The organism is Trichlorobacter sp., from assembly GCF_034008105.1.
Taxonomy (GTDB): domain Bacteria; phylum Desulfobacterota; class Desulfuromonadia; order Geobacterales; family Pseudopelobacteraceae; genus Trichlorobacter.
Map to the genome: position 1 here is coordinate 111469 of NZ_JAVEPN010000004.1, position 13506 is coordinate 124974.

At 60.9% G+C, this 13506-nt stretch carries 13 protein-coding genes and 1 tRNA gene; 12 read left to right on the plus strand and 2 right to left on the minus strand.

The window, feature by feature from the left end:
• Positions 1–9 precede the first annotated feature (9 nt).
• Entirely contained in the window at positions 10–1041 is a 1032-nt protein-coding gene (gene mtnA, locus RBQ93_RS03780; RefSeq protein ID WP_320370689.1) for an S-methyl-5-thioribose-1-phosphate isomerase, read from the minus strand.
• A 300-nt stretch (positions 1042–1341) separates the two neighbouring features.
• Between mtnA and RBQ93_RS03785 the strand changes: the two genes are divergently transcribed.
• The 5 genes from RBQ93_RS03785 to rpmA all read left to right on the plus strand — a co-directional run bounded on the left by RBQ93_RS03785 (position 1342) and on the right by rpmA (position 5717).
• Entirely contained in the window at positions 1342–2556 is a 1215-nt protein-coding gene (locus RBQ93_RS03785) for an efflux RND transporter periplasmic adaptor subunit (RefSeq protein ID WP_320370690.1), read from the plus strand.
• 19 nt (positions 2557–2575) lie between these two features.
• Positions 2576–4108 (plus strand): 2,3-bisphosphoglycerate-independent phosphoglycerate mutase, encoded by a 1533-nt coding sequence (gpmI, locus tag RBQ93_RS03790; protein ID WP_320370691.1) that lies wholly within the window; start codon positions 2576–2578, stop codon positions 4106–4108.
• Positions 4105–4761 (plus strand): fumarylacetoacetate hydrolase family protein, encoded by a 657-nt coding sequence (locus RBQ93_RS03795; RefSeq protein WP_320370692.1) that lies wholly within the window; start codon positions 4105–4107, stop codon positions 4759–4761. Before gpmI ends, RBQ93_RS03795 begins: the two co-directional genes overlap by 4 nt.
• Before the next feature lie 355 nt (positions 4762–5116).
• Entirely contained in the window at positions 5117–5425 is a 309-nt protein-coding gene (gene rplU / locus RBQ93_RS03800; protein ID WP_320370693.1) for a 50S ribosomal protein L21, read from the plus strand.
• Between the two features lie 37 nt (positions 5426–5462).
• Entirely contained in the window at positions 5463–5717 is a 255-nt protein-coding gene (gene rpmA, locus RBQ93_RS03805; RefSeq protein WP_320370694.1) for a 50S ribosomal protein L27, read from the plus strand.
• A 202-nt stretch (positions 5718–5919) separates the two neighbouring features.
• Here the strand turns inward: rpmA and RBQ93_RS03810 are convergent.
• A tRNA-Pro gene (locus tag RBQ93_RS03810) sits at positions 5920–5996 on the minus strand.
• A 65-nt stretch (positions 5997–6061) separates the two neighbouring features.
• Here RBQ93_RS03810 and nadA point away from each other — a divergent pair.
• The 7 genes from nadA to selB all read left to right on the plus strand — a co-directional run bounded on the left by nadA (position 6062) and on the right by selB (position 13485).
• Positions 6062–6979 (plus strand): quinolinate synthase NadA, encoded by a 918-nt coding sequence (nadA, locus tag RBQ93_RS03815; protein ID WP_320370695.1) that lies wholly within the window; start codon positions 6062–6064, stop codon positions 6977–6979.
• A gap of 2 nt (positions 6980–6981) precedes the next feature.
• The gene (gene glp / locus RBQ93_RS03820) at positions 6982–8184 is read left to right on the plus strand and encodes a gephyrin-like molybdotransferase Glp (RefSeq protein WP_320370696.1); all 1203 of its coding nucleotides are present in this window, start codon (positions 6982–6984) and stop codon (positions 8182–8184) included.
• Positions 8185–8335: 151 nt separating this feature from the next.
• On the plus strand, positions 8336–9190 hold the full coding sequence (locus RBQ93_RS03825) for a deoxyribonuclease IV (protein ID WP_320370697.1): 855 nt from the start codon (positions 8336–8338) through the stop codon (positions 9188–9190).
• 7 nt (positions 9191–9197) lie between these two features.
• On the plus strand, positions 9198–10427 hold the full coding sequence (locus RBQ93_RS03830) for an ABC transporter permease (protein ID WP_320370698.1): 1230 nt from the start codon (positions 9198–9200) through the stop codon (positions 10425–10427).
• Positions 10420–11124: a response regulator transcription factor gene (locus RBQ93_RS03835; RefSeq protein ID WP_320370699.1), complete on the plus strand. Its 705-nt coding sequence runs from the start codon at positions 10420–10422 to the stop codon at positions 11122–11124. The genes RBQ93_RS03830 and RBQ93_RS03835 overlap by 8 nt, the downstream gene beginning before the upstream one ends.
• Before the next feature lies 1 nt (position 11125).
• The gene (locus tag RBQ93_RS03840; protein WP_320370700.1) at positions 11126–11449 is read left to right on the plus strand and encodes a YajD family HNH nuclease; all 324 of its coding nucleotides are present in this window, start codon (positions 11126–11128) and stop codon (positions 11447–11449) included.
• A complete protein-coding gene (gene selB / locus RBQ93_RS03845; RefSeq protein WP_320370701.1) occupies positions 11446–13485 on the plus strand; it encodes a selenocysteine-specific translation elongation factor in 2040 nt (679 codons plus the stop codon). The genes RBQ93_RS03840 and selB overlap by 4 nt, the downstream gene beginning before the upstream one ends.
• Positions 13486–13506 lie beyond the last annotated feature (21 nt).

The window sequence follows — 13506 nt, forward strand, 5'->3', positions numbered from 1 at the left end:
TCCTACCCCCTACAGGGCTGCCAAACCTTTGTGGTAGTCGCCTCGCACCACCCCGTGCTCGGTGATGATGGCTGAAATGTACTTGGCTGGCGTCACATCAAAGGAGGGATTGCGCACCCGCACCCCTTCCGGCGCGATCGGCAGGCCACGGATATGGGTCACCTCCGTCACCGGCCGCTCTTCAATCGGAATCTGGGAACCATCGGCCAGAGACCGATCCAGGGTGGAGACCGGTGCCGCCACGTAGAACGGGATGCCATGTTCCTTGGCCAGCACCGCCACACTGAAGGTACCGATCTTGTTGGCAGTGTCACCGTTGGCGGCGATCCGGTCGGCCCCCACCACGCAGCAGGTGATCTCGCCCCGCGCCATGAAAAAACCGGCCATATTGTCGGAGATCAAGGTAACCGGGATGTTGTCCTTCATCAGCTCCCAGGTGGTCAGCCGGGCCCCCTGCAGCCAGGGCCGGGTCTCGTCGGCAAACACCTGGATCTGCTTGCCGACTTCATGGGCGGCCCGGATCACCCCCAGGGCGGTGCCATAGCCGGCCGTGGCCAGTCCGCCGGCATTGCAGTGAGTCAGCACCGTGGCGCCATGGGGGATCAGCTCGGCGCCGTTGCGGCCGATGGCCTTGCAGATCTGCAGATCCTCCTGCTCGATGACAATCGCTTCGGCCTGCAGGCCGGCCCGGATCGCATCCAGCGGCTGCCCCTGCAACGCTTCGGCAGTCCGCTTCATCCGTTCAATGGCCCAGAACAGGTTTACCGCCGTGGGGCGGGTACGGGCCAGCAGATCACAGACATTGTCCAGCTGGCGGAAGAATGATTCCTGGGTATCGGCGATGATCTCCCGCGCACCCAGCGCCACTCCCATGGCGGCGGCCACACCGATGGCCGGCGCGCCACGCACCACCATCCCCTTGATCGCTTCGGCCACCGAGGCGTAATCCGTATAGCTATTGTAGCGCTCCTCAGTCGGCAGCTTGGTCTGGTCAAGCATGATCACGGCGTTATCTCGCCACTCGATAGTGCGAAACGACATAGGCACAACTCCCTGCCAGCAAAAGTTTGAATGATTCTTATAACCTTCGCACGCCACTGATTCAAGCTCAAATAGCGCGTAACATCCGGTTGACATTTGAATTCAAGACCATTATTATCTTTTTAAGCATACTCCCTACGAAAGGAGAACCTGCCATGTGGACTGAGCGTTTTAGAATCCGTCCGGTTTCCCACTGCAAGGAGGGTTGCCGAAGCTAGCCTGCCGCTGACCCGGCAGGCGGAACAGTAAAGCCCTGTGTCGATTGACACGGGGCTTTTTTCTGCGTAGTCTGTGGACTCTATGAAAAAACTCATTATTTCAGGCATAGTTGGTCTACTGCTGGTAGCTGCACTGCTCTGGTTCTGGCTGAGCCGCCCCCCGGCCGTCAGCTACAAGACCGCCACGATCGAACGGGGCACGATCGCTTCCAGCATCTCTGCCACCGGCACGGTCAATGCCGTCACCACCGTGTTGGTGGGATCCCAGGTATCCGGCACGATCCTCAAGCTGCATGCCGATTACAACTCACGGGTGCAGAAAGGGCAGCCGATTGCCGAGATTGAGCCGGCCCTGTTCCTGGCCCAGGTAGAACAGGCACGTGGCAACTGGATGAATGCCCAGGCCTCCCTGCTGAAGGCCAAGGTGACTCTGGCCGATGCAACCCGGACCCTGGAACGCAACCGGCGGCTTTTGACCGAGGGGGTTGTCTCGCAGAGCGATTTCGATGCCTCGCAAACCGCCCACGAGTCGGCCCAGGCCGGCATCAAGGCCGCCGAGGCGAGCCTGACCCAGACCAGGGGTGCCCTGCATCAGGCCGAGACCAACCTGAGAAACGCCACCATCCGTTCCCCGGTGGACGGGATTGTGATCTCCCGCAACGTGGATGTGGGTCAGACCGTGGCGGCCTCCTTCCAGACCCCGACCCTGTTCACCATCGCCCAGAACCTGACCAAGATGCAGATCGAGACCAGTGTTGACGAATCTGATATCAGCCGTGCCCAACTGGGCCAGCCGGTCACTTTCACCGTGGATGCCTACCCGGAACGGACCTTCAGCGGCAACGTCACCCAGATCCGCAGCGCCCCGATCACCGTGCAGAACGTGGTCACCTACGTAGTAGTGGTGCAGGTCGACAACCGCGAGCTGCTGCTCAAGCCGGGCATGACCGCCAATGTTTCGATTGAGACCGGCCGCAAGGAGGGAGTTCTCAAACTTCCATCGGCGGCCCTGCGCTTTAGGCCCCGTGATGACGCCGACAAGGCAAAGCTGACCGCACAATCAGGAATGCTCCAGGGCAAGGGCAAAGGTGGCAACGCAGCCCCCGGCCCAAAGGTCTACCTGCTGAAGGACGGCAAACCCTTGGCAACAACAGTTCAGCTCGGCATGAGCGACACCGGCTTTGTGGAGGTTGTCGACGGGACCCTCAAGGATGGCGACGAGGTGATTGTCGAACAGCTGGAGAAGGGCAAAAAGAAGAAGACCAACAGCGGCTCCCCGATGGGCCCGCGCTTCTAGGCATAAGGAGCCTGCGCTGATGAAAAAACCGTTAGTCCTGATGATCCTGGATGGCTGGGGGATCAACCCCTGCCCTGACAGCAATGCCGTGGCCATGGCCAAGGCTCCCAACCTGGCTGGTTACCTGCAACAGTTCCCTCATGTCCAGATCCGCACCTCAGGCATGGCCGTCGGGCTGCCAGAAGGGCAGATGGGCAACTCCGAGGTGGGGCACCTTAACCTGGGTGCCGGAAGGATCGTCTACCAGGACTTCACCCGCATCACCAAGGCGATCGAGGACGGCGAGTTTTTCACCAACCCGGCGCTCTTGGACTGCATCGCCAAGGTCAAGAGCAGCGGCGGACGGCTGCATCTGGCTGGCCTGCTGTCGGACGGCGGGGTCCACTCCCACAACACGCACCTCTATGCCTTGGTCGAGCTGGCCAAGCAGCAGGGGTTGACCGACGTCTGTATCCACTGCCTGCTTGACGGCCGCGACACCCCCCCCCAGAGCGGCGCCGGCTACCTGCAGGAGCTGGAGACGGAGCTGAACCGGATCGGCATCGGCCGGATCGCCACGGTGACGGGCCGCTACTATGCCATGGACCGCGACAACCGCTGGGAGCGGGTGGCCCAGGCCTACAACGCCATGGTGCTGGGCCAGGGGGAGTGCTGTCGCTCCGCTGCCGAACTGATCGAAAAAAGCTATCAGGCCGGGGTGACCGACGAATTTGTCCTGCCGGCCGTGATCTGCGCCGACGGGCAACCGGTCGGCGCCATTAACGACAACGACGGCCTGATCTTTTTCAACTTCCGCTCCGACCGGGCCCGCGAGATCACCCGCGCGTTAACCTTTCAGCAGTTTGACGGCTTTGAACGGCAGCGGGTGCCCCGGCTGGCCGCTTACGTCTGCATGACCGAGTACGACGCCACCTTCGGCCTGCCAATCGCCTTCGAGCAGCAAGCCCTGACCAATCTGCTGGGCGGCGTACTGGCCGAGGCTGGGCTCCGGCAACTGCGGATCGCCGAGACCGAGAAATACGCCCACGTCACCTTCTTCTTCAACGGCGGGGTGGAGAGCCCCTTCCCCAATGAGGAACGGGCCCTGATCCCCTCCCCCAAGGAGGTGGCCACCTACGACCTGAAACCGGAGATGAGCGCCTATGCCGTGGCTGACGAGCTGATCGAACGGCTGGAGCAGGACCGCTATGACGTGGTGATCCTTAACTTCGCCAACTGCGATATGGTTGGTCACACCGGCATCCTGCCTGCCGCCATCAAGGCGGTGGAGACGGTGGACGCCTGCGCCGCCAGGGTGGTGGAAAAGGTGCGCTCACTGGGCGGCACGGTGCTGATCACTGCCGACCACGGCAATGCCGAACAGATGGTGGATGAACAGGGCGAGCCCCACACCGCCCACACCTGCAACCCGGTCTGGCTGGTACTGGTGGATGACAACCGTAAGGACACGGTACTCAAGGAGGGCGGCAAACTGGCCGATATCGCCCCCACTATGCTTAACATCCTGGGGCTGCCGCAGCCTACTGAGATGACCGGAGAGAGCCTGCTATGAAGACCGTTTCCGTTCCCGCTACCGGCAATGAATATATAATCGGCAAGATTCTCTGCATCGGCCGCAACTATGTCGACCATATCAAGGAGCTGGGCAACGAGACCCCGTCGGCGCCGGTGGTCTTCATGAAACCGGCCACCGCCGTAATCTCTGACGGCGAACAGATCAGGATCCCGACCTACAGCCAGGAGTGCCACTACGAGGCCGAACTGGCAGTACTGATCGGCAGCGACGGCAAGGATATCCCGGAGGCCGAGGCGCTCAACTACGTGGCTGGCTACGGGGTGGCCATCGACATGACCCTGCGGGACGTGCAGGATAACCTGAAAAAGAAAGGGCTGCCCTGGGAGATTGCCAAGGGGTTCGACACCGCCTGCCCGCTGTCCGACTTTGCACCGGCCGCGACGGTGACGAACCCGCAGGATCTGACCATCCGGCTGGCCATAAACGGAGTTGAACGCCAGCACGGCTCCACCGGGCTGATGATCAACCGTGTCTCACAGATCATCAGCTACCTCTCCACTGTCTACACCCTGGAGGAAGGCGACATCATCCTGACCGGCACCCCGGCCGGCGTGGGACGGGTGGTGTCCGGCGACCGCCTGCAGGCCGAGATCCCTGGTGTGGCGAGCCTTACCGTCCAGGTTGCCTAACCACTGACGCAACCCCTGCAGGTTGACTTTTGGCCTGCTGCCGGGCTAAAGTCATGTTCATCGATATCAAATCGGAGGCGGTCATGCAGAACGAAAAAGAGTGCCCGGAGTGTAAGGGCAAGATGATCCTGATGCCCGGCTGAGGTGGTCTCTTCTGGCGGTGCCAGAAGTGCGGCCTGCGTCTTTCCTACAACAGTGAGCAGGCTCCCAGCTGTTGCGGCTAATCCGGACCGGCGGGGCAGGTCAGGCACCTGCCCCGCTTTTTCTCCATGAAGACCGAAAAAAGACTTGACGGACCAGCCCCCTTTGGCTATAGTCCACAACTCTGTAAAAACCAAAGAGGTGGTACACAGCTATGTACGCAGTTATCAAGACAGGTGGCAAACAATACAAGGTCGCCGAAGGCGATTTTCTGAAGGTCGAGAAGCTCGAGGGCCTGGTAGGCGACACCGTTGAGTTCGGCGAAGTGCTGATGGTTGGTGGCGAGGCCATCAAGGTCGGCGCCCCGCTGGTAGCCGGCGCCAAGGTAACCGCCAAGGTTGCCGTGCAGGGCCGCGACAAGAAGGTGCTGGTCTTCAAATCCAAGCGCCGCAAGAACACCCGCAAACTGATCGGCCATCGCCAGCACCACACCGTGCTTAAGATTGAAAAAATCAACGCCTAGTCGTTGACCGATTTACTTTTTTTGAGGAGATAGAACCATGGCACATAAAAAAGGCGTTGGTAGTTCCCGTAACGGCCGCGATTCAGACGGCCAGCGACTTGGCTGTAAGAAGTTCGGTGGCGAGCCGGTCAAGGCCGGTAACATCATCTACCGTCAGCGTGGCACCCAGATTCACCCCGGCAACAACGTCGGCTGCGGCAAGGACTACACCCTGTTTGCCCTGATCGAGGGCGTGGTGAAGTTCGAGCGGATGGGTCGCGATCGCAAAAAGGTCTCGGTCTACCCGGCCTAATCAGCCAGATCATAACGTAAAAGCCCGACCGGTCTACCGGTCGGGCTTTTTTTATGCCTGATCCAACGCCGAATGACATTGGAATTAAGGCGCCATCTGTGCTATACAGAATCCTGCTGTATGCCCGCCAGCACTGCCGGCAGCACAAGTGCACAACAAAAAGGGCTTACGGTACTAACGCCGTAAGCCCTTTTATTGATGTTGGTCGGGATGACACGATTTGAACGTGCGACCCCCTGCTCCCGAAGCAGGTGCGCTACCAGGCTGCGCTACATCCCGTGGAATTGTTCTTATAGTCCCATTCCAGATATTTTGTCAACAGGCAACCGCCTGAAGGAGCAAAAATGTCGTCGCCCGAACTGGCACAGTCCATACGTGATCTTTTGAAGCAACGCAACGCCGTACTGCTGGCCCACAACTACATGCGGGATGAGGTGCAGGCCATTGCCGACATCACCGGCGATTCACTGCAACTCTCGATGGAGGCGGCCAAGACCGATGCCGCAGTGATCGTTTTCTGCGGGGTACACTTCATGGCTGAATCGGCGGCAATCCTTTCGCCCGACAAGACCGTGCTGCTGCCCCGCCCCGACGCCGGCTGCCCAATGGCCGACATGGTGGATGTGGCCGGCCTGCGGGAACTGAAGGCCAAACACCCCGGCGTGCCGGTGGTGACCTACGTCAACTCCAGTGCAGCGGTCAAGGCCGAATCGGACATCTGTTGCACCTCGGCCAACGCCGTCTCGGTGGTCAAATCACTTGCAAGCGACAGGTTGATCTTTGCCCCGGACCGCAATCTGGGCCGCTGGGTGGCCCGTTTTGTGCCTGACAAACAGTTCATGTACTGGGAGGGCTACTGCCCGACCCACGAACGGATGACGGTCGAGGCAGTACAGCAGAAAAAGTCCGAACATCCTGACGCCCTGTTCATCTGCCACCCGGAATGCGCCCCCTCTGTATCTGCCCTGGCCGACCATGTCTGCTCCACCAGCGGCATGTACGACTACTGCAAAAAGAGCCCGGCCAAAACATTTATTATCGGCACTGAGGCCGGTATCCTCTTCAAGCTACGCCAGGACAATCCGGACAAAGAGTTTATCCTGGCCAGCCAGGCACTGATCTGCCCCAACATGAAACTAACCTCGTTGGAGGACGTGCTGTTGGCCCTGCAGACCATGCAGCCGGTGGTGCGGGTGCCGGAAGCGGTGCGGCTGAAGGCCAAATCAGCCTTGGACAAGATGCTGGCTGTCCCGAGGGATTAAACATGGTTTCCTATGACGAAGCGCTACGCACTATCCTTGACAACGTCTCCCCGGTCGGCAGCGAGCAGGTTCCGCTCAGTGAAGCGGTTGCCCTGGTGCTGGCCGAGACCGTCACTACCCCCTGGGACCTGCCGTTGTGGGATAACTCGGCCATGGACGGCTATGCGGTACGAACCGAGGATTGTGGCCAACCGCCCTGCAAGTTACGGGTGACCGGCTATCTGCCGGCCGGGGCCTCGGCAGAAGGGATGACCGTAACCACAGGTTGTGCCATCAAAATCATGACCGGCGCCCCGCTGCCGGCCGGAGCCGATGCCGTGGTACCGGTGGAGGAGACCGAGGAGACGTCCGGTGAACAGGTTACCATCGGTGCTGCAGTCAAAGTCGGCCAGCATATCCGTCGTCAGGGCGAAGATATCCGACGGGGCGAGACGATCCTGCAGGCTGGATCTCCGCTGCGAGCAGCCGAGATCTCGCTGCTGGCCTCCTGCGGCAAACCGCTGGTCAACGTGCAGCGCCGCCCGGTGGTGGCGATCCTCTCCACCGGCGACGAGCTGGTGGAGCCGGGCACGCCGCCCGGCCCGGCCCAGCTGATCAACAGCAACTCCATCGCCCTGGCTGCCGCAGTCCGCGAGGCAGGTGCCATGCCGCGCATGCTCGGCATCGCCCGCGATAATCGGCTGAGCCACCTGGAAAAGATGCGGGCCGGCCTGACTGCCGACTGCCTGATCACCTCGGCCGGAGTCTCGGCCGGGGACCGTGATCTGGTGCGGGCAGTATTGGAGGAGCTGGGGGTCAAATTTCTGTTCTGGAAGGTGGCCATCAAGCCGGGCAAACCCACCGCCTTTGGCATCTTCGAGGGTAAGCCGGTCTTCTGCCTGCCAGGCAATCCGGTATCAAGCCTGGTCACCTTTGAGGCCTTTGTGCGACCGGCGCTGCTCAAGATGCAGGGGCGCCACAAGCTGCTACGTCCCACCCTGCAGGCCACACTACGTGAACCGCTCACGGGGGGTAGCCGGATGCAATTCCTGCGGGTGGCGCTGGAACAGGAGGCTGGCCGCTGGTTTGCGCGCTCGGCTGGTAACCAGGAGACCGGTATCCTGCGCACCTCCCTGCTGGCCGACGGCGTGGCCCAGATTCCGGCCAACAGCGCGTACGAGTCCGGTGCTGAAATTAACGTGCAACTGCTAGGTGAACCGCTCTAGAAACCAACTAACAAACAACGGCACAGACACAGGCTCCAGATGCTAGGCGCACGAGAAGTACGGCACGACGGCGTACAACTGCAGTACGTCGAGTGTTGTACTACGAGTGCAACGAAGCAGATGGACCTGTGGCGAAGCCGCAGGTGAAACCATGACCGACTACCTCGGTGCCCATATGTCCATAGCCGGCGGCCTGCACAAGGCTATCGAACGGGCTGTGGCCGCCAGCTGCGGCACCTTGCAGATCTTCACCCGTTCCTCCAACCAGTGGAAGGGCAAATCGATCAGCGATGCCGATGCCGAGTTGTTCCGCTCAACCTTTGCCGCATCGGGCCTGCATGAGGTCATTTCCCATGACATCTACCTGATCAACCTGGCCGCCCCCCCCGGTGAGACCCGCGACAAGAGCCTTGCCGCCTTTGCCGATGAGATGGCCACCTGCGCCAGACTGGGGATCCACAAGATCGTGATGCATCCCGGTTCGCACACCAGTGATCCCCCTGAGGTGGGCCTGCAACGGGTGATCGAGGGCTTCGACCAGCTGTTCAATGAGGTGCCGCAGTACCAGGGGCTGGTGCTGCTGGAGACCACCGCCGGCCAAGGCACCAACCTGGGCCGCCACTTCGAGGAACTGCGCACGATCATCGACGGCAGCCGCTATCCTGAGCGTTTCGCCATCTGTTTCGATACCTGTCATACCTTTGCCGCCGGTTACGACACCACCAGCCCCCAAGGGTATCAGGCGGTGATGGACGAATTCGACCGGGTTTTGGGGCTTGAGCGGTTGCAGTGTTTCCATTTCAACGACTCCAAGAAGAGTCTGGGCAGTCGGGTGGACCGCCACGACCATATCGGCCAAGGCATGTTGGGCCTGGAGCCGTTCCGCTTGATCATGAACGACCCCCGTTTTGTTGCCATTCCCAAGATACTCGAAACCCCCAAGGGGGATAACGACGAGATGGACCAGATCAACCTCGCTCTGTTGCGGGGCCTGGTCAGCCCATAATGATGCCATGACCAATCTCACTCAACCGCTACGGATCGCCTTGCGGGCGTTGCGGATCAATAAACTGCGTTCCTTCCTGACCATGCTGGGGATCATTATCGGCATCGCCGCCGTGATCGCTATGATGGCGGTCGGCTCCGGCGCCAGCTACATCATCTCCCAGCAGATCGCCAGCATCGGCAGCAACATCCTCTTGGTGATCCCCGGTTCGCTCACCAGCGGCGGCATACGTACCGGCAGCGGCGGGGTGCAGACCCTGACCTATGACGATGCCCGCGCCATCCAGCACGAATGTCCTTCAGTTGCCCTGGCATCCCCCACCGTACGCGGTTCCGGCCAGGTGGTCTACGGCAACCAGAACTGGTCCACCCTCTTGATGGGTTCCACGCCAGAAATGTTTATCATCCGCGACTGGCCGGTTCTGCGTGGCCGCACCATCACCAGCTCCGATGTTGACAGCGCCGCCAAGGTCTGCCTGTTGGGTCAAACCGTGGCCCAAATCCTGTTCGGCAGCGAGGATCCGCTTGGCAAGATGATCCGCATCAAGAAGGTGCCCTTCACCGTGGTCGGCATCATGGACCGCAAGGGGCAGTCACCCCAGGGCACCGACCAGGATGACGTGATCTTCGTGCCGTTGCGCACCGCCCAGCGCAAACTGATCGGCAGCCAGTTTCCCAATACCGTCGGCGCCATCCTGGTGCAGGCCAAAAGTGAAGAGCTGCTGGGTCGTGCCGAGGAGGAGATCACCACGCTGCTCAACCAGCGCCACCGGATTAATGGCTCCAAGGAACCCGACTTCACCGTTCGCAACTTGTCTGAAATACTGGCGGTAGCCGAGCAGTCGGCCAAGGCCATGTCACTGCTGTTGGGGGCGGTGGCCTCCATCTCGCTGATCGTTGGCGGCATCGGCATTATGAACATCATGCTGGTCTCGGTTACTGAGCGAACCCGCGAGATCGGTATCCGGATGGCAATCGGCGCCAAACGTAAGGACATTTTGCTGCAATTCCTGACCGAAGCGGTGCTGCTGACCATCATGGGCGGCCTGATCGGTATCACCCTGGGGGCCGGCGGCGCCATGGTGGTCTCCCGCCTGCTTTCCTGGCCGACCCTGATCTCACCGCTCTCGATCACCATCGCCGTGCTGTTTTCCGGCGCCGTCGGCATCTTCTTCGGCTTTTATCCGGCCCGCAAGGCGGCGTCGTTAAACCCGATCGAGGCATTGCGCTATGAGTGACCGTCCCCGCATCATGCTGGTGGAAGACGAGATCCATCTGGCCCGTGGCATCTGTTTCAACCTGGAACTGGATGGCTATGTGGTCAGCCACTTTGACCGTGGCGAGACCGCCCTTGAAGCGTTGCGGGTCGAACGCTGCGACCTGATCATCCTGGATGTGATGCTGCCCGGCATGGACGGCTTCCAAGTCTGCAAGGCGATGCGCGAACTGGATTCGCGGGTGCCGATCCTGATGCTGACTGCTCGATCAGAAGACCTGGACCGGGTGGCCGGCCTGGAATCAGGCGCTGATGACTACCTGACCAAGCCGTTCAACCTGGCTGAATTCCTGTTGCGGGTGAAAGGGATGCTACGGCGCTCCTCCTGGTACCGCCCCGACCCGGTTGAGGAGGGCTACTGTTTCGGTGACAATGAGGTATTTCTGCTTTCCTATCGCGCCAAGACCGCCCAGGGTGAGATCGACCTGACCGAGATGGAGGTGCGGGTGCTGTCACTGTTCTTCCAGCGGGAGGGCCAGGTGATCCCCCGCGGCGAACTGTTGGAATCGGTCTGGGGCTACGCCTCCGATGCCGAGACCCGAACCCTGGATAACTTCGTGGTGCGGCTACGCAAATACTTCGAACGGGACCCGGGCCGGCCGGTACATTTCATTACCGTGCGCGGGGTGGGCTACCGCTTTTCACGTCAGGGCAGCTAAGATGGTGCAACGCCGCCCGCAATCCCGCAAACTGCCCTCACCGGAAGAGCTGCGTCAGCTGGTTAACACGTTGAAATCAGGAAATAAACCAGCCAACGCTAACTACCGCGAGCAATCGCTCAAGCTGCATGGCTGGATCTGCGCCAAGTGCGGCAGAGAGTTCGAGCGGGAGAATCTGCAGCTCCTCACCGTCCATCACCGGGATGGCAACCACCACAATAACCCGCCCGATGGCAGTAACTGGGAAAACCTGTGCGTCTACTGCCACGACGACGAGCACAGCCGTCTGATACTGGCGGAGTACCTGAACGGAACCACACCATGAAACACCTGATCCTCGGCACAGCCGGCCATATCGACCACGGCAAGACCTCGCTGGTACGGGCGCTGACCGGTATTGATACCGACCGCCTGAAAGAAGAAAAAGCCCGCGGCATCACGATTGAATTGGGTTTTGCCCATCTGGAGCTGCCCTCATACGCCGAATTAACGAAGCAGCAGTCGGCTGGAGAAGCAGGCGGCGAGGAAGGGGCGACGCAGGCGTATGCGGAACTACGTCGAGGAGCCCCTGACGCTGCCAACGAACTTGTCCGGCCGAATCCTGCTTCGTACCAGTTCGGGGTGGTGGATGTGCCGGGCCATGAAAAATTCGTGCGGGCCATGGTGGCCGGTGTAGCCGGCATGGACCTAGTGATGCTGGTGATCGCTGCCGACGAGGGGATCATGCCCCAGACCCGCGAGCACCTGGATATTTTGCGGCTGTTAGGTGTCCACACCGGCCTGGTGGCGCTGACCAAACGGGACATGGTGGAACCTGACTGGCTGCCGCTGGTGCAGGAGGAGGTGCGCGAGTTCGTGGCCGGCACCTTCCTGGAGACAACGGCCATCATCCCGGTCTCTTCCAAAACCGGTGAGGGGCTCGACGACCTCAAGGCCGAACTGGCCCGCCTAGCCGAGGGGGCGTCCGAGAAGAAACGTGACGGACAATTCCGCCTGCCGGTGGACCGGGTCTTTACGGTGGCCGGTTTCGGCACCGTGGTGACCGGCACCCTGTTGGCCGGCGAGATCAAAGTAGGTGACGAACTGGAGCTGCTGCCCAAGGGGATTCCCGGCCGGGTGCGGGGCATCCAGGCCCATGGTGCCAAGACCGACATCGGTCAGGCCGGCCAACGGCTGGCGGTGAACCTGCAGGGGGTTGATCTGGATCAGGTGCAGCGCGGCGATATGGTGGTGCCGACCGGGGTCTTTCGCACCACCCGTCGGGTGGATGTGCGGCTGGACCACCTGACTGCCGCCCCCCGCGACCTCAAGCACCGCTCCACGGTCCGTTTCCACACCGGCACCAGCGAGGTCACCGCCCAGGTGATTCTGCTTGACCGCGACCTGCTGCCAGCGGGCGAGACCGCCTACGCTCAACTGCGTCTGACCGAGCCACTCTTGCTGGTCTCCGGCGACCCCTATCTAATCCGCGCCTCGTCGCCGGCCGCCACCATCGGCGGCGGCATCGTGCTGGACCCATTCCCGCCGGCCCGACGCCGTCGCAGCGACGATGCACTTAACCTGCTGCAATCACTGGATGTAGCCGAGCACCAGAAGACCTGCAGCCTGATCGTTGCCCAATCACTTTTGTCCGGCATCAGCCTTGAAGAGATCGTGCTGCGTTCCGGTATTGCGCGCAGGCAGGCCGAGACGGCTCTGCAAGGGTTGCTGGCTTCGGGTGAGATCGTGCAGATGACCCGCGAACCGCGCATCTTTCTCAGCAAGACCGCCATCGACACCTTAAAGGCAGGCCTGTTGGCTGAACTAACCGCCTATCTGGCTGCCAATCCGCTCAAAGAGGGTATCAGCAAGGAAGAGTTAAAAACCCGCCTGCCCAAACGCAGCGACCAGCGTTTCTTTGCCCCGCTGTTGGCTGATCTGGAAAAGGAAACCAGACTGACCGTCGAACGGGACCTGGTTCGTCTCGCCGGCGCAGCCAAACAGGCTGCACCCCAGACCTCCGCCCTGGCCGGCAGCTTGCTCAAGCTGCTTGACGCAGCCGGCAAAGAACCGCCTACGGTGAAGGAACTGGCCGAGGCTCATCATTGCAGCGAAAAAGAGGTGCGCGACCACCTGACACTGTTGCTGCGTGACAACAGCGTGACCCGCGCTTCAGCAGATATCTTTTATGCCAGCAACGCTCTGGATGCCATCCGCCAGCAGTTGATAACGTTTTTGCAGCAGCACGGCGAGATCATACCGTCCGATTTCCGCGAACTGACCGGCCTGTCACGGAAGTTCATGATCCCGCTGCTGGAGCATTTTGACAACGAAAAGCTGACCATCCGCACCGGCGATAAACGGGTATTACGAAAACGGTAACGGTTGCTTTCGGACAAAAGC

Coding starts and splice junctions, on each gene's coding strand:
- RBQ93_RS03830 (WP_320370698.1), top strand. CDS start 9,198: ATGACCAATCTCACTCAACCGCTACGGATCGCCTTGCGGGCGTTGCGG.
- RBQ93_RS03840 (WP_320370700.1), top strand. CDS start 11,126: ATGGTGCAACGCCGCCCGCAATCCCGCAAACTGCCCTCACCGGAAGAG.
- nadA (WP_320370695.1), top strand. CDS start 6,062: ATGTCGTCGCCCGAACTGGCACAGTCCATACGTGATCTTTTGAAGCAA.
- selB (WP_320370701.1), top strand. CDS start 11,446: ATGAAACACCTGATCCTCGGCACAGCCGGCCATATCGACCACGGCAAG.
- glp (WP_320370696.1), top strand. CDS start 6,982: ATGGTTTCCTATGACGAAGCGCTACGCACTATCCTTGACAACGTCTCC.
- rplU (WP_320370693.1), top strand. CDS start 5,117: ATGTACGCAGTTATCAAGACAGGTGGCAAACAATACAAGGTCGCCGAA.
- gpmI (WP_320370691.1), top strand. CDS start 2,576: ATGAAAAAACCGTTAGTCCTGATGATCCTGGATGGCTGGGGGATCAAC.
- RBQ93_RS03835 (WP_320370699.1), top strand. CDS start 10,420: ATGAGTGACCGTCCCCGCATCATGCTGGTGGAAGACGAGATCCATCTG.
- RBQ93_RS03785 (WP_320370690.1), top strand. CDS start 1,342: ATGAAAAAACTCATTATTTCAGGCATAGTTGGTCTACTGCTGGTAGCT.
- mtnA (WP_320370689.1), bottom strand. CDS start 1,041: ATGTCGTTTCGCACTATCGAGTGGCGAGATAACGCCGTGATCATGCTT.
- RBQ93_RS03825 (WP_320370697.1), top strand. CDS start 8,336: ATGACCGACTACCTCGGTGCCCATATGTCCATAGCCGGCGGCCTGCAC.
- RBQ93_RS03795 (WP_320370692.1), top strand. CDS start 4,105: ATGAAGACCGTTTCCGTTCCCGCTACCGGCAATGAATATATAATCGGC.
- rpmA (WP_320370694.1), top strand. CDS start 5,463: ATGGCACATAAAAAAGGCGTTGGTAGTTCCCGTAACGGCCGCGATTCA.